This window comes from Pseudomonas siliginis (genome assembly GCF_019145195.1).
Taxonomy (GTDB): domain Bacteria; phylum Pseudomonadota; class Gammaproteobacteria; order Pseudomonadales; family Pseudomonadaceae; genus Aquipseudomonas; species Aquipseudomonas siliginis.
Genome location: NZ_JAHSTW010000003.1, coordinates 76,051 through 98,822, shown reverse-complemented (window position 1 = coordinate 98,822; position 22,772 = coordinate 76,051). Strand labels below are relative to the sequence as shown.

The 22,772-nt window shown below is 61.0% G+C and carries 25 protein-coding genes; 17 read left to right on the top strand and 8 right to left on the bottom strand.

Translation table 11 applies throughout. From position 1 onward, the window contains the following. Positions 1-188 precede the first annotated feature (188 nt). Genes KVG87_RS07830 through KVG87_RS07810 form a run of 5 tightly spaced genes read left to right on the top strand, consistent with a single transcriptional unit; the run spans position 189 to position 6,661 of the window. Positions 189-1,814, top strand: a complete 1,626-nt coding sequence (locus tag KVG87_RS07830; RefSeq protein ID WP_217850050.1) for an APC family permease — start codon at positions 189-191, stop codon at positions 1,812-1,814. A gap of 22 nt (positions 1,815-1,836) precedes the next feature. Beyond that, positions 1,837-2,763, top strand: coding sequence for a 4-hydroxyproline epimerase (locus KVG87_RS07825; protein WP_217850048.1), 927 nt, complete (start codon positions 1,837-1,839; stop codon positions 2,761-2,763). A 54-nt stretch (positions 2,764-2,817) separates the two neighbouring features. Next, on the top strand, positions 2,818-3,765 hold the full coding sequence (locus tag KVG87_RS07820) for a dihydrodipicolinate synthase family protein (RefSeq protein ID WP_217850046.1): 948 nt from the start codon (positions 2,818-2,820) through the stop codon (positions 3,763-3,765). Between the two features lie 60 nt (positions 3,766-3,825). After that, positions 3,826-5,418: an aldehyde dehydrogenase (NADP(+)) gene (locus KVG87_RS07815; RefSeq protein WP_217850044.1), complete on the top strand. Its 1,593-nt coding sequence runs from the start codon at positions 3,826-3,828 to the stop codon at positions 5,416-5,418. Continuing rightward, on the top strand, positions 5,408-6,661 hold the full coding sequence (locus KVG87_RS07810; RefSeq protein ID WP_217850041.1) for an NAD(P)/FAD-dependent oxidoreductase: 1,254 nt from the start codon (positions 5,408-5,410) through the stop codon (positions 6,659-6,661). Before KVG87_RS07815 ends, KVG87_RS07810 begins: the two co-directional genes overlap by 11 nt. Here the strand turns inward: KVG87_RS07810 and KVG87_RS07805 are convergent. Then, positions 6,658-6,867, bottom strand: a complete 210-nt coding sequence (locus tag KVG87_RS07805) for a hypervirulence associated TUDOR domain-containing protein (RefSeq protein ID WP_076563378.1) — start codon at positions 6,865-6,867, stop codon at positions 6,658-6,660. The two genes, KVG87_RS07810 and KVG87_RS07805, sit on opposite strands and share 4 nt — an antisense overlap. A gap of 164 nt (positions 6,868-7,031) precedes the next feature. On the opposite strand from KVG87_RS07805, the gene KVG87_RS07800 reads away from it, so the two are divergent. The 3 genes from KVG87_RS07800 (at position 7,032) to KVG87_RS07790 (ending at position 9,277) form a co-directional block, all read left to right on the top strand. Continuing rightward, positions 7,032-7,259, top strand: a complete 228-nt coding sequence (locus tag KVG87_RS07800) for a hypothetical protein (RefSeq protein ID WP_076563379.1) — start codon at positions 7,032-7,034, stop codon at positions 7,257-7,259. A gap of 142 nt (positions 7,260-7,401) precedes the next feature. After that, a complete protein-coding gene (locus KVG87_RS07795) occupies positions 7,402-8,451 on the top strand; it encodes an NAD(P)-dependent alcohol dehydrogenase (protein WP_122708254.1) in 1,050 nt (349 codons plus the stop codon). A 127-nt stretch (positions 8,452-8,578) separates the two neighbouring features. Then, the gene (locus KVG87_RS07790; protein WP_257221805.1) at positions 8,579-9,277 is read left to right on the top strand and encodes a tRNA (adenine(22)-N(1))-methyltransferase; all 699 of its coding nucleotides are present in this window, start codon (positions 8,579-8,581) and stop codon (positions 9,275-9,277) included. A gap of 193 nt (positions 9,278-9,470) precedes the next feature. On the opposite strand, the gene ycaC (KVG87_RS07785) is transcribed toward KVG87_RS07790, so the two are convergent. Further along, positions 9,471-10,100 (bottom strand): isochorismate family cysteine hydrolase YcaC, encoded by a 630-nt coding sequence (gene ycaC / locus KVG87_RS07785; protein WP_016774235.1) that lies wholly within the window; start codon positions 10,098-10,100, stop codon positions 9,471-9,473. 265 nt (positions 10,101-10,365) lie between these two features. On the opposite strand from ycaC (KVG87_RS07785), the gene KVG87_RS07780 reads away from it, so the two are divergent. Further along, positions 10,366-11,076, top strand: coding sequence for an SDR family NAD(P)-dependent oxidoreductase (locus tag KVG87_RS07780; protein ID WP_016774234.1), 711 nt, complete (start codon positions 10,366-10,368; stop codon positions 11,074-11,076). Between the two features lie 94 nt (positions 11,077-11,170). Continuing rightward, positions 11,171-12,100 carry a LysR family transcriptional regulator gene (locus tag KVG87_RS07775; protein ID WP_217850039.1) on the top strand — a complete coding sequence of 310 codons (930 nt, stop codon included), beginning with the start codon at positions 11,171-11,173 and terminating at the stop codon, positions 12,098-12,100. Here the strand turns inward: KVG87_RS07775 and KVG87_RS07770 are convergent, their stop codons facing one another. Together KVG87_RS07770 and KVG87_RS07765 are read right to left on the bottom strand one after the other, a co-directional pair. Next, positions 12,101-13,018, bottom strand: coding sequence for an AraC family transcriptional regulator (locus KVG87_RS07770; protein ID WP_217850036.1), 918 nt, complete (start codon positions 13,016-13,018; stop codon positions 12,101-12,103). A 174-nt stretch (positions 13,019-13,192) separates the two neighbouring features. Further along, positions 13,193-13,957, bottom strand: coding sequence for an SDR family NAD(P)-dependent oxidoreductase (locus KVG87_RS07765; protein WP_217850034.1), 765 nt, complete (start codon positions 13,955-13,957; stop codon positions 13,193-13,195). Positions 13,958-14,214: 257 nt separating this feature from the next. On the opposite strand from KVG87_RS07765, the gene KVG87_RS07760 reads away from it, so the two are divergent. Next, positions 14,215-15,096, top strand: a complete 882-nt coding sequence (locus KVG87_RS07760) for a helix-turn-helix domain-containing protein (protein WP_217850454.1) — start codon at positions 14,215-14,217, stop codon at positions 15,094-15,096. Between the two features lie 127 nt (positions 15,097-15,223). Beyond that, positions 15,224-15,961: an SDR family oxidoreductase gene (locus KVG87_RS07755; RefSeq protein ID WP_217850032.1), complete on the top strand. Its 738-nt coding sequence runs from the start codon at positions 15,224-15,226 to the stop codon at positions 15,959-15,961. Between the two features lie 680 nt (positions 15,962-16,641). Here KVG87_RS07755 and KVG87_RS07750 read toward each other — a convergent pair. Beyond that, complete coding sequence (locus KVG87_RS07750; protein ID WP_217850029.1) at positions 16,642-17,337, bottom strand: B3/B4 domain-containing protein; 696 nt, start codon at positions 17,335-17,337, stop codon at positions 16,642-16,644. Between the two features lie 46 nt (positions 17,338-17,383). Here KVG87_RS07750 and KVG87_RS07745 point away from each other — a divergent pair, with 46 nt between their 5' ends. Further along, on the top strand, positions 17,384-18,010 hold the full coding sequence (locus KVG87_RS07745) for a helix-turn-helix domain-containing protein (RefSeq protein WP_217850027.1): 627 nt from the start codon (positions 17,384-17,386) through the stop codon (positions 18,008-18,010). 34 nt (positions 18,011-18,044) lie between these two features. On the opposite strand, the gene KVG87_RS07740 is transcribed toward KVG87_RS07745, so the two are convergent. Continuing rightward, a complete protein-coding gene (locus KVG87_RS07740) occupies positions 18,045-18,245 on the bottom strand; it encodes a hypothetical protein (protein WP_016774226.1) in 201 nt (66 codons plus the stop codon). 143 nt (positions 18,246-18,388) lie between these two features. Next, positions 18,389-19,018 (bottom strand): isochorismate family cysteine hydrolase YcaC, encoded by a 630-nt coding sequence (gene ycaC, locus KVG87_RS07735; RefSeq protein WP_016774235.1) that lies wholly within the window; start codon positions 19,016-19,018, stop codon positions 18,389-18,391. A gap of 205 nt (positions 19,019-19,223) precedes the next feature. Between ycaC (KVG87_RS07735) and KVG87_RS07730 the strand changes: the two genes are divergently transcribed. After that, positions 19,224-19,487, top strand: coding sequence for a hypothetical protein (locus KVG87_RS07730; RefSeq protein WP_217850025.1), 264 nt, complete (start codon positions 19,224-19,226; stop codon positions 19,485-19,487). After that, the gene (locus tag KVG87_RS07725) at positions 19,484-20,221 is read left to right on the top strand and encodes a Fic/DOC family protein (RefSeq protein WP_217850023.1); all 738 of its coding nucleotides are present in this window, start codon (positions 19,484-19,486) and stop codon (positions 20,219-20,221) included. The genes KVG87_RS07730 and KVG87_RS07725 overlap by 4 nt, the downstream gene beginning before the upstream one ends. 124 nt (positions 20,222-20,345) lie before the next feature. Here KVG87_RS07725 and KVG87_RS07720 read toward each other — a convergent pair whose 3' ends face one another. Next, the gene (locus tag KVG87_RS07720) at positions 20,346-21,272 is read right to left on the bottom strand and encodes a Gfo/Idh/MocA family protein (protein WP_217850022.1); all 927 of its coding nucleotides are present in this window, start codon (positions 21,270-21,272) and stop codon (positions 20,346-20,348) included. 273 nt (positions 21,273-21,545) lie between these two features. Between KVG87_RS07720 and KVG87_RS07715 the strand changes: the two genes are divergently transcribed. Beyond that, positions 21,546-22,151, top strand: a complete 606-nt coding sequence (locus tag KVG87_RS07715; RefSeq protein ID WP_016774221.1) for an SCO family protein — start codon at positions 21,546-21,548, stop codon at positions 22,149-22,151. Next, positions 22,151-22,630 carry a copper chaperone PCu(A)C gene (locus KVG87_RS07710; RefSeq protein ID WP_217850021.1) on the top strand — a complete coding sequence of 160 codons (480 nt, stop codon included), beginning with the start codon at positions 22,151-22,153 and terminating at the stop codon, positions 22,628-22,630. The genes KVG87_RS07715 and KVG87_RS07710 overlap by 1 nt, the downstream gene beginning before the upstream one ends. Positions 22,631-22,772 lie beyond the last annotated feature (142 nt).

Here is a 22,772-nt window from a genome sequence, read left to right as displayed (position 1 = left end):
CACCGTCCGCGAGCAGAGTGCAGCAACGTCGCGGCCCTGTCGAGGCCGCGCATTCATCGGCGCCATTGTGCTGAATTCGTCATCGATCCCGGCATAAAACATCAATCGCCGCCACTGTCGAGCGGTGCAAAGTCTGCTCGTCCCCGTGACACAACTGCCTATCCAATAACTCACAAGAAGGCGATGCCATGTCAGGCCAAGGCAAGTTCAAAAAACAGCTTTCATTGATCGACCTCACCTTTATCGGACTCGGCGCGATCTTCGGCTCCGGCTGGTTGTTCGCCGCCAGCCATGTCTCGGCGATTGCCGGTCCGGCGGGGATTTTTTCCTGGTTGCTGGGCGGTTTCGCCGTGTTGCTGCTGGGTATCGTCTACTGCGAACTGGGCGCCGCATTGCCCCGTGCTGGCGGCGTGGTGCGCTACCCGGTTTATTCCCACGGTCCGCTGCTCGGCTACCTGATGGGCTTCATCACATTGATTGCGTTTTCCAGTCTGGTGGCGATCGAAGTGGTCGCCTCGCGCCAATACGCGGCGGCGTGGTTTCCCGGCCTGACCAAAGCTGGCAGTGGCGATCCGACGATCCTCGGCTGGCTGGTGCAGTTCGGCCTGCTCTGCGTATTTTTCCTGCTCAACTACCGCAGCGTGAAGACCTTCGCCAAGGCCAACAATCTGGTCAGCGTGTTCAAATTCATCGTGCCGTTGCTGGTCATCGGCGTGCTGTTCACCTTTTTCAAACCGGAGAACTTTCAGGTTCAGGGATTCGCCCCGTTCGGCTTGTCGGGCGTCGAGATGGCGGTCTCCGCCGGCGGGATCATCTTTGCCTACCTGGGCCTGACGCCAATCATTTCCGTGGCCAGCGAAGTGAAAAATCCACAACGCACCATTCCCATCGCGCTGATTCTCTCGGTGCTGCTGTCGACCCTGATCTACGTGCTGCTGCAAATGGCCTTTCTCGGCAGCATCCCGACGGAAATGCTCGCCAACGGCTGGGCCGGTATCAGCAAGGAATTCGCCCTGCCCTATCGCGACATCGCCCTGGCGCTCGGTGTGGGCTGGCTGGCGTATCTGGTGGTCGCCGATGCGGTGATCTCGCCGAGCGGCTGCGGCAACATCTACATGAACGCCACGCCGCGAGTGATCTACGGCTGGGCCCAGACCGGCACCTTCTTCAAGGTCTTCACCCACATCGATGAAAAGTCCGGCATCCCGCGTCCGGCGCTGTGGCTGACTTTCGCCCTGTCGGTGTTCTGGACCCTGCCATTCCCGTCGTGGGAAGCGCTGATCAACGTGGTCTCCGCCGCGCTGGTGTTGAGCTATGCGGTGGCGCCCGTATCGGTTGCGGCGCTGCGGCGCAATGCGCCGGACATGCCGCGCCCGTTCCGGGTCAAGAGCATGGGCCTGCTCGGGCCGGTGTCGTTCATCATTGCCGCGCTGATCGTCTACTGGTCGGGCTGGAACACCGTGTCGTGGCTGCTTGGCCTGCAGATTCTGATGTTTGTCATCTACCTGTTCTGCGGTCGCTTTGTGCCCACTGCACACCTGAGTCTGGCGCGTCAGGTGCGCTCATCGGCGTGGCTGATCGCCTTCTACGCGGTAACCATCGTGCTGTCGAAACTTGGCACCTTCGGTGGCCTGGGCATCCTCGCCCATCCGTTCGACACCCTTGTCGTCGCCGCTTGCGCCACCGGCATTTACTACTGGGGCGCGGCGACCGGCGTGCCTGCCCATCTGCTGCGCCTGGACGACGAAGACGAAGAAAGCGAAAGCCCTGCGCCCTCGCCCACCGTCAACGCCCGCCCTGCCGGCGCCTACTGAAATCATCCAACGGGATCTCTCCATGAAACGAGTACACGTCATTGATTCCCACACCGGCGGCGAGCCGACACGACTGGTGATGAGCGGCTTCCCCGAGCTGTCCGGCAACAGCATGGCCGAGAAACGCGATGCCCTGCGCAGCCAGCACGACCAGTGGCGCCGCGCCTGTCTGCTCGAGCCACGCGGCAACGATGTGCTGGTCGGCGCCCTGTATTGCCCACCGGTATCGGCGGACGCCACTTGCGGGGTGATCTTCTTCAACAACGCCGGATACCTGGGTATGTGCGGCCACGGCACCATTGGCCTGATCAATTCGTTGCAGCATCTGGGGACAATCCAGCCGGGCGTGCACAAGATCGACACACCGGTGGGGCAAGTCAGCGCGACGCTGCACGACGATGGCTCGGTCACTCTGGGCAACGTGCCCGCCTACCGCTATCGCAAACAGGTACCAGTGGACGTGCCCGGTTTTGGTCGCGTAGTCGGTGATATCGCCTACGGCGGCAACTGGTTTTTCCTGGTTTCCGAGCATGGCCAGACCCTGACCATGGACAACGTCGAACACCTGACGGCGTACACCTGGGCGATGCTCAAGGCGCTGGAAGACCAAGGCGTTTTTGGCGAAGACGGCGCGGTCATCGACCACATCGAACTGTTCGCCGATGACGATCAGGCCGACAGCCGCAACTTCGTCATGTGCCCCGGCAAAGCCTATGACCGTTCACCGTGCGGCACCGGCACCAGCGCCAAACTTGCCTGCCTGGCAGCCGACGACAAGCTGCAAGCGGGCGCACCGTGGATCCAGGCGAGCATCACCGGCAGCCAGTTCGAAGGCCGCTTTGAATGGGAAGGTGAACGCATTCGCCCGTTCATCACCGGCCGCGCCTACATGACCGCCGACAGCACCTTGCTGATCGACGAAACCGACCCGTTCGCGTGGGGCATCTGAGCCGCCACGCCGTTTTTTCACTACGAATCAAACGAAATGCCAAGGAGTTGAATCATGAGCGACAACATCTTCACCGGTTGCATGCCGGCCCTGATGACCCCGTGCACCGCCCAGCGCAAACCGGATTTCGATGCGCTGGTGGCCAAGGGACGCGAGCTGATTGATATCGGCATGAGCGCCGTGGTCTATTGCGGCTCGATGGGCGACTGGCCGCTGCTGACTGAAGCCGAGCGTCAGGAAGGCGTGGCGCGCCTGGTCGCCGCCGGGGTGCCGACCATCGTCGGCACTGGTGCGGTGAATACCCGTGAAGCGGTTTCCCACGCAGCGCATGCGGCGAAAGTCGGCGCGCAAGGCTTGATGGTCATTCCGCGCGTGCTGTCCCGTGGTGCTTCCGTAACAGCGCAAAAAGCGCACTTCGCCGCGATCCTGCAAGCCGCACCGAACTTGCCGGCGGTGATCTACAACAGCCCTTACTACGGCTTCGCCACCCGCGCCGATCTGTTTTTCGAACTGCGCCGTGAATACCCGAACCTGATCGGCTTCAAGGAATTCGGCGGCGGCGCGGACCTGCGCTACGCGGCCGAGAACATCACCTCCAAGGATGACGACGTGACGCTGATGGTCGGCGTCGACACGCAAGTGGTGCACGGTTTCGTCAACTGCAACGCTACCGGCGCCATCACCGGTATCGGCAACGCCCTGCCCCGCGAAGTGCTGCAACTGGTCGCGCTGAGCAAGCAGGCCGCGCAAGGCGATGCCAAGGCCCGGCGTCAGGCGCGGGAGCTGGAATCGGCATTGGCAGTGCTGTCATCGTTCGACGAAGGCTGTGATCTGGTGCTGTATTACAAGCACTTGATGGTGCTCAACGGCGACAAGGAATACACCCTGCACTTCAACGAAAGCGATGCGCTGAGCGACTCGCAACGGCGCTATGCCGAGAAGCAGTATTCGCTGTTCCGTCACTGGTACGAGAACTGGTCTGCCGAACAGAACTTCGCCTGACCACCTGCCGCGAGTCATCACGATTCGCGGCAGGCCTTGCTCATCTCAAAGGAAGACACCATGACTCTGACGGGCAACATGCTGATCGGCCAACAATCCGTGACGGGCCATCGTCCAGCCTTTCGCGCGATCGATCCGGCGACCAACCAGGCACTTGAACCGCAGTACGCCGGCGCGTCGATTGAACAAGTGGAACAGGCCTGCGCCCTGGCCTGGGCGGCGCAAGATGCGTACCGCGAAACCAGCCTGAGCAGCCGTGCGGCATTTCTCGAAAGCATTGCCGAGCACATCGAAAACCTTGGCGATGAACTGATCGAACGCGCCCACGCCGAAACCGGTCTGCCGCGTGCACGCCTCCAGGGCGAACGTGGCCGCACTTGCCAGCAATTACGCCTGTTCGCCCGTACGGTGCGCGCGGGTGAATGGCTGGATGTGCGCGTCGACAGTGCGCAACCGCAACGCCAGCCACTGCCGCGCTCCGACCTGCGCCAGCGGCAGATTGCCTTGGGGCCGGTCGCGGTGTTCGGCGCGAGCAACTTTCCGCTGGCATTTTCCGTGGCCGGTGGCGACACCGCCGCAGCACTGGCGGCCGGTTGCCCGGTAATCGTCAAGGCGCACAGCGCCCATCCGGGCACCAGCGAACTGGTCGGCCGCGCAGTCGCGCAAGCGGTCAAAGCCTGCGCTCTGCCCGAGGGCTTGTTTTCCTTGTTGTTCGATTCTGGCTACGAAGTCGGCATCGCATTGGTCAGCGACTGGCGCATCAAAGCCGCTGGTTTCACCGGCTCGCGCACTGGCGGTCTGGCCTTGATGAAAGCTGCGCAAGCGCGGCCCGAGCCGATCCCGGTGTATGCGGAAATGAGCTCGATCAACCCGGTTTTGCTGTTTCCCGCCGCGCTGGAAAATCGCGCGCAGGCGCTGGCCGAAGGGTTTGTCGCGTCGCTGACATTGGGCGCCGGGCAGTTCTGCACCAACCCGGGATTGCTGATTGCCCGCAAAGGCCCGGCGCTCGACGGGTTCCTCAGCGCGGTGGCTGAACTGATCCCGCGCAGCGCGGCGCAAACCATGCTCACGCCCGGCATCTTCGGCGCCTATCAAGCAGGCGTGACCGCTCTGCAAGACAACCCCCGTGCACGCGCGATAGCGGTTGGCCAAGTCGGCAGCGGCCCGAATCAGTGTCAGACGCATGTATTCAGCACCGATGCAGCGGATTTTCTCGCCGATCAAAGCTTGCAAGCCGAGGTTTTTGGCGCGACAGCGCTGATCGTGCAATGCAGCAGTGACGAAGAAATCCGTCAGGTCTGCGAACATCTGGAAGGCCAACTGACCGCGACCCTGCACATGGATGACGCCGACCTTGCACTGGCGCGCACGTTGTTGCCAACCGTCGAGCGCAAGGCCGGGCGCTTGCTGGTCAATGGCTGGCCGACCGGCGTGGAAGTCTGCGATGCAATGGTGCATGGCGGGCCTTACCCGGCAACCTCGGATGCGCGCAGCACCTCGGTGGGCACTGCGGCGATCCTGCGTTTCCTGCGGCCGGTGTGCTATCAGGATTTCCCCGACAGCTTGCTGCCGACGGCGCTGCAACAGACCAATCCGCTCAGCCTTCGGCGCTTGCTCGATGGCCAACGGGAAGCGACACGCCATGGCGAATAATCCTTCGCACGACATCGCCGTGGTCGGCGCCGGAATCATTGGCGTAGCTTGCGCACTGCGCCTGGCGCGTCAGGGCCTGCGGGTGGTGGTCATCGATCAGCAGGAACCGGGGCATGGCGCTTCGTTCGGCAACGCCGGACATCTGGCCACCGAGCAGGTGTTTCCGATCGCTGATGTTTCGATCCTCAAGCGCTTGCCAGCCATGCTGATGGACCCGATGGGGCCGCTGCGTCTGGACTGGAAATACCTGCCGCGCGCCCTGCCGTGGTTCACCCGGTTATTGCTGAATCTGCGGCCTGAGCCTTTTCAGAAAACCGTCGCCGGCCTGCGCGCGCTTAATGAAAGCAGTCTCGACGCGTGGCAGCGCTTGCTCAGCGATATCCAGCGCACGGATCTGCTCAAGGTTGACGGCTCGTTACTAGTCTTCGAAAAACCTGAATCCCGTCAGGCCATCGAAGCCTTGCAGGCACGACTGCATCAGCAGCAGGTGCCGGTGGACTATTGGCAAGCGGGGGCGATCCGCGAAACGGCGCCGCAGCTCAGCGAGCAAATTCAGGGCGGGCTGTTTTTCCCGCGCACCGGGCATTTCCTTGATCCCTATCGGGTGGTCTGCGCACTGGTCGAAGCGGCTCGCAGCAGCGGCGTGAGTTTTCTCAAGCAGCAGGTTCAGGGCGGCTACGTGCAGGAAAACGGTGTGCTGTTAGTCACCGGCAATGGCGGCGTAACAGCCGCTCGAGCGTTACTGGCCTGCGGTGCGCATTCGGCAAAACTCACCGCCGCTCTGACCGGCAAGCAGGTACCGTTGGACACCGAACGTGGCTATCACCTGATGCTGCCGCACGAGCATGATCGCCTGCCCTTCCCCGTCACCTCGCTGGAACGCAAATTCATCATGACGCCGATGCGCGAAGGCCTGCGCCTGGCCGGCACAGTCGAATTCGCCGGGCTGGAGCGGCCAGCGAACATGGCACGCGCCTGGCAGTTGCAGCGCCTGAGCCAAGGCCTGTTTCGCCATGACCTGAACGCTGATGGCGCGACGCCGTGGATGGGCTTTCGCCCGTCGCTGCCGGATTCGCTGCCGGTGATCGATCAGGTTTGCGACGGCAAGGTCTTGCTTGCCTTCGGTCATCAGCATCTGGGACTGACGCAGGCGGCGGTGACGGCGGAGATGATCGGGCAGATGGTCTCAGGCGCGGCCGGCGAGTTGCCGAATGCCGACGCCTACCGGCTGGCGCGTTTCTAAACGTGCTTCAGCGCGTCGCCGTGATGCATGGCCAGGTGGCCGGTCTTGTCGCTCTTGACCTCGTACTGCGGCGCATCTTTCGAGGCCGGGCGGTGGCGGCCCATGAATTCGGTATCGCGGGTGTGCACCTTGACCACTTTGCCGTGAATCTCGCCGGCCTCGGAATTCCAGCGCACCGCATCGCCGACTTTGAATGAGCTGCTCATCATTGCGTCCTCGCCTCTGGCTGTTGGTTTATGGAGCCGCGCGCGTCGGAGAAATTCCGCTTTTTTGCGAGGCGACCGAAGGCAGGCAAAAAAATCGAACGGCGAAAATCACCCGCACCTCCAACCTGCACAAGCCGTAGAAAACGGCCATGACGAGGTGTGAGATGAATAACGATCAAGGCAAGCAAGGTGACGATCCGCTCCCAACCACGCCCGACCCGCTGAGTCCGGGGCGTACCGAGGTCGATCCGATGAAGGAACGCGGCATCGACGAACTGCCCGACAATGAAGGCGAAATCCCGCTGGACGATGACAGTACCGGCCTGGATCCGGAGCGGGTACGTCAGGAAACCGATAACGCCGAGATGGACGACCGGCCCAATCCGCGTTGAGCCTGAAACGGCAGCCATACGGCTGCCTTTCGGTTGCGCAATCAACAGCAGAATCAGGCAAGCATTTCACAGAAATGCACTACCTCGCGCTCCGACCCGGGCGCAACAATGGGCGTCCGACAACCCCATGGAGGATGCTCACATGCTCGTACAAGCCTATGGCGCCCACGCTGGCGACAAACCCCTTGAGCCCATGCAGATCAACCGCCGTGCCCCGGCGGCGCACGACGTGCAGATCGATATCGCCTTCTGCGGCATCTGCCATTCCGACTTGCATCAGGTGCGCGCCGAATGGGCTGGCACGCAATTCCCCTGCGTGCCCGGCCATGAAATCGTCGGCCGCGTCTCGGCGGTCGGCGATCACGTCAAAGCCTACAAAGTCGGCGATCTGGTCGGTGTCGGTTGCATCGTCGACAGCTGCCAGCACTGCGATGACTGCGACTCCGGCCTGGAAAATTACTGCGACGGCATGATCGGCACCTACAATTTCCCGACCCCGGATGCTCCGGGCTGGACCCTCGGTGGTTACTCACAAAACATCGTCGTGCACGAGCGCTATGTGTTGCGCATCCGTCATCCCGAGGCGCAATTGGCCGCCGTCGCGCCGCTGCTCTGCGCCGGCATTACCACCTACTCGCCGCTGCGCCACTGGAACGCTGGCCCCGGCAAGAAAGTCGGCGTGGTCGGCATTGGTGGCCTCGGCCACATGGGCATCAAACTGGCCCACGCCATGGGCGCCCACGTGGTCGCGTTCACCACCTCCGAATCCAAGCGTGAAGCGGCCAAGGCACTGGGCGCGGACGAAGTGGTGGTGTCGCGCAATGCCGAAGAAATGGCGGCACACACCAAGAGTTTCGACTTCATCCTCAATACCGTCGCAGCGCCGCACGATCTCGACGCCTTCCTCGTCCTGCTCAAGCGCGACGGCGCGTTGACCCTGGTCGGTGCGCCCGCATCGCCGCATCCGTCGCCGAACGTGTTCAACCTGATCACCAAGCGGCGCACCATTGCCGGTTCAATGATCGGCGGCATTCCCGAAACTCAGGAAATGCTGGATTTCTGCGCCGAGCACGGCATCGTTTCCGACATCGAGTTGATCCGCGCCGACCAGATCAACGAGTCCTATGAGCGCATGCTCAAGGGCGATGTGAAATACCGCTTCGTCATCGACAACGCAACGCTCGCCGGCTAAGCGCAAGCGCCCATCGGCAGCGCAATGCTGCCGATGGTTCGGGGATTTCACCTGCACAATTGACAGCGTCAGCGTTGCTCGCCAGAGTCGCACCCCTTTTTCCACCGCTGGGTGAACGGGGTCGCCATTGAACCAACAGACATTGTCCATGCGCCTGGAGCGCGTCGCTGCCCACGTGCCGGTCGGCGCGCGGCTGGCGGATATCGGCTCGGATCACGCCTATTTGCCGGTTGCCCTGATGCGCCGAGGCCTGATTACAGCGGCGGTGGCTGGCGAGGTCGCGCGCACGCCGTTCCACGCGGCGCAACGCACCGTCAATGACAACGATCTGCAGGGGCAGATCAGCGTGCGTCTGGCCGATGGTCTGGCGGCGATCAGGCCTGACGACGGCATCAGCGCCATCACCCTGTGCGGCATGGGCGGCGAAACTATTCGCGATATTTTCCAGAACGGCAAAGCTCACCTCAATGGCCACGAACGGCTGATCCTGCAACCCAACGGCGGCGAGCAAGCGCTGCGCCAGTGGTTGATGGATAACGGCTACCGCATCGTTTGCGAAGAAGTGCTGCACGAAAATCGCTTCGACTATGAAATCATCGTTGCCGAGCGCGGCTCTGATCCGGTGACTTACGATGCCAGGGAACTGTTTTTCGGACCGCTGCATCTGCAGGCGCGCTGCCCGGCATTTCTGCACAAATGGCAACGCAGGCTGAGTCAGCGGCAGAAGACGTTGGGGCAGTTTACGCGAGCGCAACAGGCGTTGCCGGAGGACAAAATTCTTGCGCTGAAGCAAGAGATGCAGTGGATCAGCGAATTGCTCGGGTGACTGTGCCGCCGTCTTCGCGAGCAGGCTCGCTCCCACAGGAAATTGCGTTTCTCCTGAGCGAACACAGTCAACTGTGGGAGCGAGCCTGCTCGCGAAAGCGGTGGGTCAAGCTACAGAGCAACCAAGTTGGCCGCAGCCGTCGGAAAAACAAAAAGCCTGCTGTTAAAAGCAGGCTTTTTCGTGGGTCGTGAACTTACTTCTGCTGCGTCAGCGCCGAGTAGCTGTTCATCAGGTTGCGGTAGTTGGGAATGCGCTGCGACAACAGATTGCCCAGGCCTTCAATGTCGTTGCGCCAGTCGCGGTGCAGCTCACAGGCTACAGAGAACCAGTTCATCATCTGCGCGCCAGCCTGAGTCATGCGGCTCCACGCGGCTTGCTGCACGGTGGTGTTGAAGGTGCCGGACGCGTCAGTCACCACGAACACATCAAAACCTTCCGCCAGTGCCGACAGGGTCGGGAAAGCTACACAGACATCCGTTACCACACCGGCAATGATGATCTGCTTGCGCCCGGTGGCCTTGATCGCCTTGACGAAGTCCTCGTTGTCCCAGGCATTGATCTGGCCTGGACGAGCGATGTATGGCGCGTCCGGGAACATTTCTTTCAGCTCTGGTACCAGCGGGCCGTTCGGGCCTTGTTCGAAGCTGGTGGTGAGGATGGTTGGCAGGTCGAAGAACTTGGCCAGATCCGCCAGCGCCAGCACGTTGTTCTTGAACTCGTTCGGCGAGAAGTCCTGCACCAGCGAGATCAGACCGGTCTGGTGGTCAACCAGCAGCACGATAGCGTCGTCTTTGTTCAGGCGGTTGTAGGTTGGAGTGGTCATGGTGTGCGTCCCTTTTCAAGTTTGAAGTTTTGTTGTTGCGTTCAAGTTGGGTACAGATTACTGACGCACAGCAAAGGGATAAATCGGCTGAAAAGCGTTTCACCGTCCACCCAAACCGGACAATCATTCGAGGCCCGCTCTGATTAGATACACCGAAGTACAAATGATGTACCTCAGCCCCCATTTATCAACTCCACGCAACTTCCTAAAGTCTCCTCCAACAGCCACCCGCCATCCTGACGGGCCAGCGACAGAGGAAATCATCATGAGCACATCGAAAAAAGTAGTTGTCATCACCGGCGCCTCGCAAGGCATTGGTGCAGGTCTGGTCGAAGGCTTTCGCGCCCTTGGCCATCAAGTGGTCGCTACCTCGCGCTCGATCAAAGAGTCGAGTGACCCGGATGTGCTGACCGTTGCTGGCGACATTGCCGATCCGCAAACCGCCGAGCGCGTGATTCGCGCCGCTGTTGCCCGCTTCGGTCGCGTCGATACGCTGGTCAACAATGCCGGGATCTTTCTGGCCAAGCCGTTCACCGCTTACAGCCAGGCGGACTATGCCCAGGTCGTGGCGACCAACATGAGCGGCTTCTTCTACATCTCGCAACTGGCCATCGCCGAGATGGAAAAACACGGCAGCGGCCACGTCGTCAGCGTCACCACCAGCCTGGTCGATCATGCAATCGACGGCGTGCCTTCGGTATTGGCGTCGCTGACCAAGGGCGGCATCAACGCCGCGACCAAATCCCTGGCCATCGAGTACGCCAAGCGCGGGATTCGGGTCAACGCCGTGTCGCCGGGCATCATCAAAACGCCGATGCACGCTGAGGAAACCCATCAGGCGCTGGGCAGCCTGCACCCGGTCGGCCACATGGGCGAAATCGACGACATCGTGCAAGCGATCCTCTACCTCGACGGGGCAAATTTCGTCACTGGCGAGATCCTGCATGTCGACGGTGGCCAGAGCGCCGGCCATTGATCGAACCCCTGCAATGCCGCCGGTGGATACCGGCGGCATCGTTGGTTGTGGTACACAGAGGATGAACGTCCGTCGATCCTCGGTGCGAGCCACAATGAAACGCCATTTTGAAGATTTGCAGTTAGGCAGTATCGAACTGTTCTGCCTGGCCGCCGAAGCCGGCAGCTTCACCGCCGCTGCGCAACTGGCCGGGGTCACGCCCGCTGCGGTGAGCCGGTCGATTCTGCGTCTGGAGCAACGCCTGGGTTCGCGACTGTTCGCCCGCACCACGCGCAGCATCCGCCTCACCGACGCCGGCCGCAGCTTCTTCGAACAATGCAGCCAGGCGTTGACGCAACTGGTCGAAGCGCAGCAGGAAGTCATGGGCGCGCAGACATCGCCGTCGGGGCGACTGCGCATCAGTCTGCCAACCACGTACGGGCATCACCGCATCCTGCCGCTGCTGCCGAAATTTCGCGCGTTGTACCCCGAGGTCACGGTCGACGTGCACTTGGGAAATCGCAATATCGACTTCGTTGAAGAGGGCTACGACCTGGCGATACGCGTGCGCGCGCAACCGGACTCGACCCTGATCGCGCGCCTGCTGGAAGACGCCCCCCTGGTGATGGTCGCCGCCCCCGAATATCTACATAGAGCCGGTACGCCGCAGACGCTGGACGATCTCATTGCGCATGAGTGCATCCAGTTCGAATTGCCCAGCAGCGGGCGGCGGATTTCCTGGCTGTTTCAGGAAAACGGCCGAGACCTGGAAGTGATTTCCGACGGTGGCTATTCCTGTTCCGACGATGTGCTCGGCGGTGTGACGCTGGCCAAGCATGGCGCCGGGCTCTTTCAGACTTACCGTTTCATCGTCGAGCAGGAACTCGCCGATGGCCGCCTGATTGAAGTGCTGCAGCCGTACGCCGGACGCTCGCGCCCCTACACCCTGCTCTACCCGCACGGCCGCTATGTGCCGCAACGGGTGCGGGCGTTTGTGGATTTTCTGTTGGGGTTTCGTGATGAATGGGCGGGACACCCGAGGTAATCAACCGGTCTGACGCAGGCGGCTGAGTTCCTTGGACGGCGGGCAGCCGAACTGGCGGTTGTATTCGCGGCTGAACTGCGAAGCGCTTTCGTAGCCGACGCGGTAACAGGCGCTCGAGACGTCCAACCCTTCATTGATGATCAGCCGCCGCGCCTCTTGCAGGCGCAGCTGTTTTTGATATTGCAGCGGGCTCATGGCGGTGACGGCTTTGAAGCGGTGATGCAGCGCCGAATTGCTCAGATTGGCCACCTGCGCCAGCGCGTCGATGCGCAGTGGCTCGGTGAAATTCTTGTTCAGCCAGTCGATAGCGCGCGTGACCCGGTGGGTCTGCGAATCGTTGACGGCGATTTCATACAGCAGATGCCCGTGCTGGCCGCGCAGCAGGCGGTAATACAGCTCGCGCAACGCCATCGGCGCGAGCATGCCGATGTCGCGCGGATTATCCAGCAGGCGCACCAGACGCAGCATGGTGTCGAGCAATGTCACGTCGATCTTATCGAGAAACATCCCGCGTCCGGTTTCCTGCGGCATGCCGGTCAGCGGCGACTCGGCAATCAGTTGCGTCAGTTGTGCCGGATCGAAATCCAGCCGTACGCAAAAATACGGCGCCTCGGGCGAGGCTTCGATCACCCGTCCCGACACCGGCAACGTCACTGACACCACCAGATAATTCAGCGGGTCGTAGAGGAAGCGTTCGTCACCCAGCCCGACTTCCTTGCGCCCCTGCACGATCAGGCACAGCGCCGGGCGGTGCACGACATGGATCAGCTCGGACGGCCCATCGAGACGGATCACGTGCAGCGGCGCAATCGCGGTTTCGTAGGTGCCCGGCGCATCGAAGCGCTGGGTCAGCAAGCGCACCAGTTCGGCGCGATACACCGCCGTGTCGTGGAGGATGGAAGCGTCGTGGTTATCCATGCAAAGGGCCTCGAAAGCAGACGAAGGTGGGTCAACTGCGGAGGAAGATTAGCCAGTTTTATCCAGCGGCGACTAGATCAAAGATGCTGCAGATTTGCCTGATTCTGCGTGCTCGTGATCGTGGCAAAGCCATGGGCGCGTTATCACACGCGCCCATGGCTTGCCGCACCGCTATCAGCCTGCCGTTACCGTCATGCCGCCATCGGCCATGACCACCGAGCCGACCATGAAACTGGCGCGGTCGGAGGCCAGAAAGTTCACGATCTCGGCGATCTCTTCCGGCTGCGCCGCCCGACCAATTGGCGCTGCTTCGCCGTGCTGTGCGAGGAAGCCCGGGCCGTCTTCGACCACGTCATTGAGGATATTGGTCACCACATCGCCGACGCCGATGGCATTGACGCGAATGCCGTGCTCGATGACTTCGAGGGCCAGCGTACGAGTCAATTGTGCCAGCGCACCTTTCGAGGCGGTGTAAGCGGAAATGGTCGGAAACGCAAAGTACGACGCATAGGAAGCGATATTGACGATCGCCCCGGACTTGTTCGGGATCATCGCCTTGACCGCTTCGCGACAGTGCAGGAAGGCTGCCGTGGCATTGACTGCCTGGATCTTTTCCCAGTCGTCGCGGCTCATGTCGATCACGGCTTTGTTGATAATGATCCCGGCGTTGTTGACCAGAATATCCAGGCGCCCGAACTGCTCGACGGCAAGGCCTACTGCACGTTCGGCGGCGCCGTCCTCAGTGATGTCCGCCACCAGCGGCACCAGATCGGGACGAGCCAGTTCTTCGACAGCCGGGTTGAGGTCTTCGGCAATCACCTTGGCGCCGCGAGCGTGCAGCATCAGCGCAATCGCCTTGCCGATGCCACTGGCCGCGCCAGTGACCAGTGCAACTTTACCGGCGACTTCTTGTGGCAGGGTGTGGTTGAAATCAGTCATGGTTTAACTCCTCGATAGCGAATCGGTGTTGCGCCTGATGGCGCGGTCGTAAACACGGCTTCACTGTCGCGCACTGTCCGCCGCCGGGCTTTCGGGCGATTGCCGGGACTGTCGGAGTTTTGCGCTGGAGTTTCTCGTTCGCCCGCCCTAACCTTCAAAATCATTCGCAGCCGAAGCCTTTGATGGAGCGTCCTGTGCCCTCTGCCAACCCTGCTACACCGACAATCAGCCAGCCCGCGCGCATCGCCGCCGAAGCCATGCCGGAGCATCTGCCCGGTATTGCGGAAACGACCACGCCGCGGCCGCAGATCAAGGATGCAGTGGTGCAGTTGTTCCGCCATCAAACCCTGCTTGAGCCGATCCGCGTGCCGTGCGTGGCCGAACCGCTGCTGGTGCTGGTATTGGCCGGCACTGCCCGGGTCGAAGAACGTTCGTTGGGCGGAGAATGGCAGGCGAGCCAGGTCACGGCGGGCGACTTCTTCCTGACCAACACCCGCGAACCCTATGAAATGCGCTGGCAAACCGAAGGCTGTGAGGTATTCGAAGTCATGCACCTTTATCTTGGCCTGGGCTTGATCGAACACGCGGCGCGCGAAGCCTTCGGCGAACAGTCCGGTGCAGTGACGTTTGTCGATGTGTCCGGTGCACGTGACGAGCAGGTCAGCTTCATCCTTGAGCAACTGCGCGTCGAACTGACCGAACAGCGCCAGCCCAGTGCACTGCTGGTTCACAGCCTGGCCCAGGCGTTGGCGATCCATTTGCTGCGTCATTATCTCGACCCCGACAGCAACCCGCGCCGCGATAACGCCCTGCCCGCCTACAAACTGCGCCGGGTGATCGAAGCCATGAATGCGCATCTCGCGGAAGATTTCAGCCTCAGTCATCTGGCCGCCATCGCCGGGCTGAGCGACTATCACTTCAGCCGCACCTTCAAGCGCGCTACCGGTTTATCGCCCTCGCAATACTTCATCCGCCTGCGCATGAGCCGCGCGCGTCATCTGTTGCTGGAGACCGCAGGCAGCGTGATCGACATCGGCCTGGAGGTTGGCTATTCCAGCCCCAGCCACTTTTCCCAGGTGTTCCGCCGTGAAGTCGGGGTCACTCCGAGTGCCTACCGGGACGCGCCACGCGGGGCCTGAAAACCTGTCGAAAAGCGATGCAGCAGAATTGGGCAAATCCCGTGGAGGAATCGATTAATAGCCCATGAGCCGCCGCACTTAATCTTCTTCCAAGCCCACTCACGGGCACACAGAAGAGGACGACATCATGCTGAACATTCAAGACAAAGTGATCGTGATTACCGGCGCCAGCAGCGGCATCGGCGAAGCCACCGCACGCCTGCTCGCCGAACGTGGCGCCAAAGTGGTGTTGGGCGCACGGCGCACCGAGCGTCTGGCCGTGATTGCCGAAGAGATCAACGGCGCCGGTGGCCACGCGCAGTTCCGCGCACTGGACGTCACCGATCAGCAGGATGTGCAGCGCTTCGTTGATTTCGCCGTCGAGCATTACGGCCGCGTCGATGTGCTGGTCAACAACGCCGGGGTCATGCCGTTGTCACGGCTGGATGCGCTGAAGGTCGATGAGTGGAACCGCATGATCGACGTCAACATCCGTGGCGTACTCCACGGCATCGCCGCCAGTCTGCCGTTGATGCAGCGCCAGCGCGCCGGGCAGATCATCAACATCGCCTCGATCGGCGCTTACACGGTCAGCCCCACCGCAGCGGTGTACTGCGCAACCAAATACGCAGTGCGGGCCATTTCCGAAGGCTTGCGCCAGGAAGTCGGCGGCGATATCCGCGTCACCGTCATTGCACCGGGCGTGACCGAATCGGAACTGGCCGAGAGCATTTCCGACGAAGGCGGCCGCGAAGAGATGAAGTCTTTCCGCAAGATCGCCATCCCCGCCGAAGCCATCGCCCGCGCGATTGCCTACGCCGTTGAACAACCGGCAGATGTCGACGTCAGCGAACTGATCGTGCGCCCGACGGCGAGCCCTTACTGAGGCCAGGAGTGAATCTGTGGGAGCGAGCCTGCTCGCGAAAGCGCTGGGTCAGTCGAGGATGATGTTGAATGTACCGCCGTCTTCGCGAGCAGGCTCGCTCCCACAGGGGGTCGTGGCACCACCAAATCATTGGTCAACACGGAACATTGTGGGAGCGAGCCTGCTCGCGAAAGCGCGGGTCAGTCGGCAAAGATGCTGGATGTACCGCCGTCTTCGCGAGCAGGCTCGCTCCCACCGGGGATTTGTGGCACCACCAAATCATTGGTCAACACGGAACATTGTGGGAGTGAGCCTGCTCGCGAAAGCGCTGGGTCAGTCGGCAAAGATGCTGGAGTGCCGCCGCCTTCGCGGGCAAGCCCGCTCCCGCAGGGTTTTGTGGCGCAACCAAATCAATGGTCAACACGGAACATTGTGGGAGCGAGCCTGCTCGCGAAAGCGGTGGATCAGCCGGCAAAGAGGTTGAATGTGCCGCCGTCTTCGCGAGCAGGCTCGCTCCCCCCGTGTGGTTGTGGCGCCACCAAATCAATGGTCAACACGGAACATTGTGGGAGCGAGCCTGCTCGCGAAAGCGCTGGGTCAGGCGAACATGATGTTGAATGTACCGCCGCCTTCGCGAGCAGGCTCGCTCTCACAGGCAATCGCGGTGCCGCTGACGAAATGGGCTGGCACTCATATCTAACCTAACGCGCTCCTGGCCCGATCAACATGCTTTCGATCTCGGCGCCGGGCATCATTTGCTGCAGGCCTTCGATGAGCTTGTCGCCGGCCTCGGTCAGCGCTTCCAGCGGCATCGCCGGCAGGCTTTCGAGGATGAACCACATGTGCTGCGCCTGCGCATCAAGGCGGGTTCGCACGCCTTGGCGCCAGTTCCAGCGCCGGCAGGTCACGCCTTGGTCATCGCGCCAGACCACTTCGCCAGCGTCCGGGAATTCGTGCGCGGGCTGGCCTTCTTTCATCGTGTCGAACGGTTCGCTGCCATCGGCGACGACCAGACGCGGTGAGCCTATGTAGGCTTGCGCATTCTCGCCGCCGACCGGAATCGCGTACTCGAGGCTGATGGCGTTGTACAGATCAACCACCGGATCGATGCTCGGCAAGTTGCCGTCGCGCAATACGCGTCTGCGCAGTGCTTCGGCCGAGCAAGGCGTGCGCTGCGGCTTGGCGCCGAACTGGCGGAACACGTCGGCCCAGGCCTGCAAATGCGCAGGCGCCCACTGCGGGCCACCAGCGGCGACGGCCTGGCAGGCTCTGGCCAGCGCAACACCTGACACCTCAGCGTCAAGAATCGGCGCCGCTTGCACAACAATGCTCAGCGCTCTGAAGCCCGGCGCCAGTTGCGCAACAGCCGGATCGATTGACGGCACGACAGACAGCATCCCAGAATCCCCCTCATACCCGCATTTCAAACGATGCTAGCGATCAATGACCAAGAAAGTCAATATATCGACCGAGGCCGGCGCCGACGTTCAGACTGTAAGCGCAGCGGTTTCCCGCACGCTCAAACACGCGCGCAAACAACAGAGCATCACGCTCGACGAACTGTCCCGACGCTCGGGCGTGAGCAAAGGCATGGTGGTCGAGATCGAGAAAGGCTCGGCCAACCCCAGCATCGCGACGCTGTGCAAGATCGCCGCAGCGCTGGGCTTGTCCGTGGCGGACTTCGTCAATGTCGCCGCGACCCCGGCAGCGCACCTGATCGACAGTCAGGACATCCCTACGCTATGGACCGGTGAACTGGGCGGTTCGGCACGATTGCTGGCCGGCACCAGCGGCCCGAACATGCTCGAGTTGTGGCGCTGGGAGTTGTTTCCCGGTGAGTCGTTTGCTTCAGCCGGTCACCCGAACGGCACCACCGAGTTGTTTCACGTCGAGAAAGGCACGTTGCATTTGACGGTTGGCGATGCCGAGCTGATTGTCGGGCCTGGGTGTTCGGCGGTAGCGCGGACGGATGTGGCGCATGGTTATGCCAACCCTGGCCGGGCGATACTGGTTTTCACGATGTCGGTGACTGAACTGCATCAGGGTGCGCGGGAGAGCCTCTCACTCTAATTCCAGAGTGGGAGGCATCGATTAAATCGCTCACTCAGCGTGACGGCGGATGTTCGGTTGACACCGAGTTGGCCGCATCCACATCTGACATGTCTTCCTCGACAGGCGCCTCATCGTCCGGCGGCAAAGGCACCTCGGGGTTTTCGCGCTTGGGATCGTGCCCGGTCTCGTTGTCGGTGGTGCGCGTCACGGCTTGTTGCGACTGGTTGCCCGGTGCGTTTTCATCAATGTCCATGTCGTTCTCCGAGGTATTCAGCGATAGGTACCTGAACGTGTGAAATGCCCTTGCGTGACAAGTGCCCGACAATGGACGAACGGCGTTCTGTAGAAAACGCAAAAGCCTGCTTTCGAGGCAGGCTTTCGCTTTGGATGGGAGGATTACTTCTGCTGCGTCAGCGCCGAGTAGCTGTTCATCAGGTTGCGGTAGTTGGGAATGCGCTGCGACAGCAGGTTACCCAGGCCTTCAATGTCGTTGCGCCAGTCGCGGTGCAGCTCACATGCTACAGAGAACCAATTCATCATCTGTGCGCCGGCCTGAGTCATGCGGCTCCACGCGGCTTGCTGCACGGTGGTGTTGAAGGTGCCGGACGCATCGGTGACCACGAACACATCAAAACCTTCCGCCAGCGCCGACAGGGTCGGGAACGCTACACACACATCCGTCACGACGCCGGCAATGATGATCTGCTTGCGCCCGGTGGCCTTGATTGCCTTGACGAAGTCTTCGTTGTCCCAGGCGTTGATCTGGCCTGGACGAGCGATGTACGGCGCGTCCGGGAACATTTCTTTCAGCTCCGGCACCAGCGGGCCGTTCGGGCCTTGCTCGAAGCTGGTGGTGAGGATCGTCGGCAGGTCGAAAAACTTGGCCAGATCCGCCAGCGCCAGCACGTTGTTCTTGAACTCGTTCGGCGAGAAGTCCTGCACCAGCGAGATCAGACCGGTCTGGTGGTCAACCAGCAGCACGATAGCGTCGTCTTTGTTCAGGCGGTTGTAGGTTGGAGTGGTCATGGTGTGCGTCCCTTTTCAAGTTTGAAGTTTTGTTGTTGCGTTCAAGTTGGGTACAGATTACTGACGCACAGCAAAGGGATAAATCGGCTGAAAAGCGTTTCACCGTCCACTCAAACCGGACAATGGCAAACGTTGAAATGCTCGACGGTTAATCCGCCAGAACGACGCCATGCTATGCTCCGACAGAGAAAACGAGGGGTTAACAATGAGCGAATCAGCCACTGACAGCGTCGCGAGCGAAGTTCGCAAGCTCGCGGAAAAACACAGGGTAGGCGCCGAGCGTGACGGCCTGAGTCGCATGGCGGTGACGATAACGCGGCTGGCCGGTGATGCCGTTGAACTGGACAGTGTTGAGCAACTGCTGGTCAACCTGAAGCGAAAGGGTGTCTTGAACAAGTCTGAAATCATGGCCTTACAAGGACGTTACCTTCAGGAAAAAAGGCATTCGAAGAAGCAGCTCAGCGCATGACGTTCGACCCCTTCGGCGATTTCGAAACTGAAGGCTACCTTCGCAACTCGCTCAAGCTGAAAGACCCGGCTGAAGTAAAGGAATCGGAACATCTCTCTTTCGAAGCCAGTATCGAAGACGCCCTTGCTCATCTGGCAAAAAAAAGATCCATCGACTATCAAGCGGTACTCAGAACTCATGAAATCCTGTTTGCCGGTTTCTACCCATGGTCAGGCAAAGACAGGAATGAGCTGGTTCCCCACCTCGCTGTTTTCAAAGGATCAAAAGACGATCCGCATCACACACCTTTCGAGCGACCTGAGCTGATCAAAAGATCCGTCGAATATGCGCTGGAGCTGGCTGCAAACAAAAAACGCTTCCACGAGCGCCCTGGCGAGGTGATGGGCCAATTGGCTTTCGCTCATCCGTTTCTGGATGGTAATGGGCGGACCATCCTGCTTGTTCACATGGAACTGTGCTACCGGGCCAAGTTTGCCATCGATTGGTCGAAGACCAACAAAGATGCGTATTTACGGGCGCTCAGCGACGAGATCCGCGATCCTTCCAGAGGCCACCTGGACGATTATCTGAAGCCTCACATCGTAGACATCTCAAGCCGTGAGGAATGGCCCGGAGTGATTGGCGATATCAAAGGGTTGGACGGTTTGGACAAGGAAGGAATCATCTACGCGAATCTCAACAATCCCGACATTCAGCAGCTGTATAAAAGCTACAGAACGCAGCCAATAAAGTGACTAAAGAGGCCTGCTGTTAAAGCAGGCTTTATTTGTCTGGCAGCCAGCGCCAGCGTCTCTTGACCTTGCGGTCTGCGCGACGCAGACCTGCTTACGCGCCCTGACGACTCAAACTGAAATTCACTCAATCGTAAAACGGCTCAACCAACGCCCGACTACCGACAAAGAAACTGTCCGCCACCAGGCGCAACGGCTGCAGATCCAGGTCGCTGGCCTTGTCGCTGATCAATTGCTGGAAGTGGCGGTAGACCGCTGCGTACTCGCCCTCCTCCGACACACTTTGGCGCACGCCGTCGATACTCAGCACGGCGCCGCCGTTGTCCAGGCGCAGAACGCCCTCGGCGCAGCGGATTTCGATGCTCCACAGTTCGTCGTGGCCATGGTCGAAGTCGAACTCGGCGCGCACGTCGAGCCGACGCGCATCGGACATTTTGATCGAGGCGGCAATCGGCGACTGGCAGTTGCTCGGCACGCGCAGTTCGGCGGCTTCGACAAACAGCGGCAGCGTCAGCAGGTGGGTGATGATCGACAAAGCGTTGATGCCCGGATCGAAGACGCCGAGGCCGCCCGGTTGCCAGATCCACGCTTGACCCGGATGCCACTTGCGTACGTCTTCCTTCCAGTCGATCCGAACGCTTTGCAGGGTGCGGCTGGCCAACCAGTCACGGGCGGCGGCGATGCCCGGCGCATAGCGCGAGTGCCAGGCGAACAGAGCGCTGACGCCTTGCCCGGCGACTTGATCGACCAAGGCCATGGCCTCGCCCAATGTCGCACACGGCGGCTTTTCCACCAGCACGTGCTTGCCGGCCGCCAACGCCTGTTGCACCAGTGCGAAGCGCCCCTGCGGCGGCGTGCAGAACGCAATCGCATCGACGGTCGGACCGTTCTCGAGCAGTTCGCCCAGCGACTGGAAGTTTTCCACCCCGGCGCAAGATTTGCCCTGGGTGGCGACCGCCACCAACTGGAATGCCGGGTTGGCGAGGATGGCGGGGACGTGTTGATCCTGGGCGATCTTGCCGTAGCCCACCAGGCCGAGACGAATCGGTTGCATTACAGACTCCTGTTGTTGTTTTGGTCTTTGCAGCGCAGCGGCAAGAGTACGTGTTTCTGTGCTCGCCTCCAATCGTCATACTATTTAAATCAAGTTTGGTCGCGGCGAACGCATGGCTTATTCGTCATTTCTTCTTACACCTTTTGTCGTCCGATCCGGCACCGCGCGGCGATCGGCAGCCGGCGATCAGCCTCAGTTTGCTATCATGCGGCGCTTTTACGGTTAACCCCTCGCCAGTCCTGCCGACTGGCGGGCTGCAAAAGGCGGTATTAGATGACGGCTTTGTTGACTCGCCGCAAGGTACTTGCGGGAATGGGCGTGCTCGGGCTCGGCCTGCTCGCCGGTTGCGATACCCGTGGCCAACTGTCGTACAAGTACGGCAAGGATCTGAGCGACAAGATCCTCGGACGCACCTTCAAGCTGAAGAACCCCGAAGGCGAAACCATGTCGCTGTCGAGCTTTCGCGGGATGATGCCGATGATCTTCTTCGGCTTCACCCAGTGCCCGGCCGTTTGTCCCACTACCTTGGCCCGCGCCGCACAGATCAAAAAACTGATGGGCCGCGACGGCGACCGTTTGCAAGTGGTGTTCATCACCCTCGACCCGGAACGCGACACGCCGCAGATCCTCGACGCCTACGTCAAAGCCTTCGACCCGAGCTTCGTCGCGCTGTACGGCACGCTTGAGGAAACCAAGGCCACCGCCAAGGAATTCGACGTGTTCTACGAGAAAGTCCCGGCCGGCGACACCTACACCATCTCCCATACGTCCACCAGCTACGTCTACGACTCGCGTGGTGAGTTGCGCCTGGGCCTGTCCACTTCGCTGACAGCCCAAGAGTGCACGGAAGATTTGCTTACTGTTATGGAGGTCTGCTGATGCATCCCGTTCTGAATCACCTCAAACGCACCGTATGTGCACTGTCCCTGCTCGGCCTGGCCTTCCAGGTGTCGGCGCAGACCAAAGTCGACGACGCCTGGGTCCGTGCCACCGTGCCGACCCAGTCCGCCAGCGGCGCGTTCATGACCGTCACTGCCGACACCGACAGCAAGCTGCTCAGCGTTGCCTCGCCAATGGCCAAGGACGTGCAGATTCATGAAATGAGCATGAAGAACGACGTCATGACCATGGGCCCGGTGAAATCAGTTGAGCTGCCGGCCGGCAAAGCCGTCAGCTTCAATCCGAACGGCTACCACGTCATGCTGATGGGCCTGAGCGGTCAGTTGAAGGAAGGCGACAGCGTGCCGCTGACCCTGACAGTGGAAAACGCTAAGGGCGAGAAAGAAATCATTGAGGTCAAAGCACCGGTTCGCGCGCTGACCAACATGGGCGGCCACGATCACAGCAAGATGCATTGATCGCTGAGAGAAAGACTGTTCGCCCGACACATAAACGGGGCGGCCTGATCGATGATCGGGCCGCCCCGTTTTTTTGCCCGGAAGAGGGTTTACGCCGCTAAACCTGTGGTAGCGAGCTTGCTCGCGAAGGCGTCAGGTCAGT

Excerpts from the sequence above, each read along its gene's own strand:
- KVG87_RS07730 (WP_217850025.1), top strand. The coding sequence starts at position 19,224 with ATGAGCGAATCAGCCACTGACAGCGTCGCGAGCGAAGTTCGCAAGCTC.
- KVG87_RS07795 (WP_122708254.1), top strand. The coding sequence starts at position 7,402 with ATGCTCGTACAAGCCTATGGCGCCCACGCTGGCGACAAACCCCTTGAG.
- KVG87_RS07815 (WP_217850044.1), top strand. The coding sequence starts at position 3,826 with ATGACTCTGACGGGCAACATGCTGATCGGCCAACAATCCGTGACGGGC.
- KVG87_RS07775 (WP_217850039.1), top strand. The coding sequence starts at position 11,171 with ATGAAACGCCATTTTGAAGATTTGCAGTTAGGCAGTATCGAACTGTTC.
- KVG87_RS07725 (WP_217850023.1), top strand. The coding sequence starts at position 19,484 with ATGACGTTCGACCCCTTCGGCGATTTCGAAACTGAAGGCTACCTTCGC.
- KVG87_RS07740 (WP_016774226.1), bottom strand. The coding sequence starts at position 18,245 with ATGGACATTGATGAAAACGCACCGGGCAACCAGTCGCAACAAGCCGTG.
- KVG87_RS07720 (WP_217850022.1), bottom strand. The coding sequence starts at position 21,272 with ATGCAACCGATTCGTCTCGGCCTGGTGGGCTACGGCAAGATCGCCCAG.
- KVG87_RS07810 (WP_217850041.1), top strand. The coding sequence starts at position 5,408 with ATGGCGAATAATCCTTCGCACGACATCGCCGTGGTCGGCGCCGGAATC.
- KVG87_RS07755 (WP_217850032.1), top strand. The coding sequence starts at position 15,224 with ATGCTGAACATTCAAGACAAAGTGATCGTGATTACCGGCGCCAGCAGC.
- KVG87_RS07745 (WP_217850027.1), top strand. The coding sequence starts at position 17,384 with ATGACCAAGAAAGTCAATATATCGACCGAGGCCGGCGCCGACGTTCAG.
- KVG87_RS07830 (WP_217850050.1), top strand. The coding sequence starts at position 189 with ATGTCAGGCCAAGGCAAGTTCAAAAAACAGCTTTCATTGATCGACCTC.
- ycaC (WP_016774235.1), bottom strand. The coding sequence starts at position 19,018 with ATGACCACTCCAACCTACAACCGCCTGAACAAAGACGACGCTATCGTG.
- KVG87_RS07820 (WP_217850046.1), top strand. The coding sequence starts at position 2,818 with ATGAGCGACAACATCTTCACCGGTTGCATGCCGGCCCTGATGACCCCG.
- KVG87_RS07825 (WP_217850048.1), top strand. The coding sequence starts at position 1,837 with ATGAAACGAGTACACGTCATTGATTCCCACACCGGCGGCGAGCCGACA.
- KVG87_RS07710 (WP_217850021.1), top strand. The coding sequence starts at position 22,151 with ATGCATCCCGTTCTGAATCACCTCAAACGCACCGTATGTGCACTGTCC.
- KVG87_RS07780 (WP_016774234.1), top strand. The coding sequence starts at position 10,366 with ATGAGCACATCGAAAAAAGTAGTTGTCATCACCGGCGCCTCGCAAGGC.
- KVG87_RS07715 (WP_016774221.1), top strand. The coding sequence starts at position 21,546 with ATGACGGCTTTGTTGACTCGCCGCAAGGTACTTGCGGGAATGGGCGTG.
- KVG87_RS07770 (WP_217850036.1), bottom strand. The coding sequence starts at position 13,018 with ATGGATAACCACGACGCTTCCATCCTCCACGACACGGCGGTGTATCGC.
- ycaC (WP_016774235.1), bottom strand. The coding sequence starts at position 10,100 with ATGACCACTCCAACCTACAACCGCCTGAACAAAGACGACGCTATCGTG.
- KVG87_RS07765 (WP_217850034.1), bottom strand. The coding sequence starts at position 13,957 with ATGACTGATTTCAACCACACCCTGCCACAAGAAGTCGCCGGTAAAGTT.
- KVG87_RS07750 (WP_217850029.1), bottom strand. The coding sequence starts at position 17,337 with ATGCTGTCTGTCGTGCCGTCAATCGATCCGGCTGTTGCGCAACTGGCG.
- KVG87_RS07805 (WP_076563378.1), bottom strand. The coding sequence starts at position 6,867 with ATGAGCAGCTCATTCAAAGTCGGCGATGCGGTGCGCTGGAATTCCGAG.
- KVG87_RS07760 (WP_217850454.1), top strand. The coding sequence starts at position 14,215 with ATGCCGGAGCATCTGCCCGGTATTGCGGAAACGACCACGCCGCGGCCG.
- KVG87_RS07800 (WP_076563379.1), top strand. The coding sequence starts at position 7,032 with ATGAATAACGATCAAGGCAAGCAAGGTGACGATCCGCTCCCAACCACG.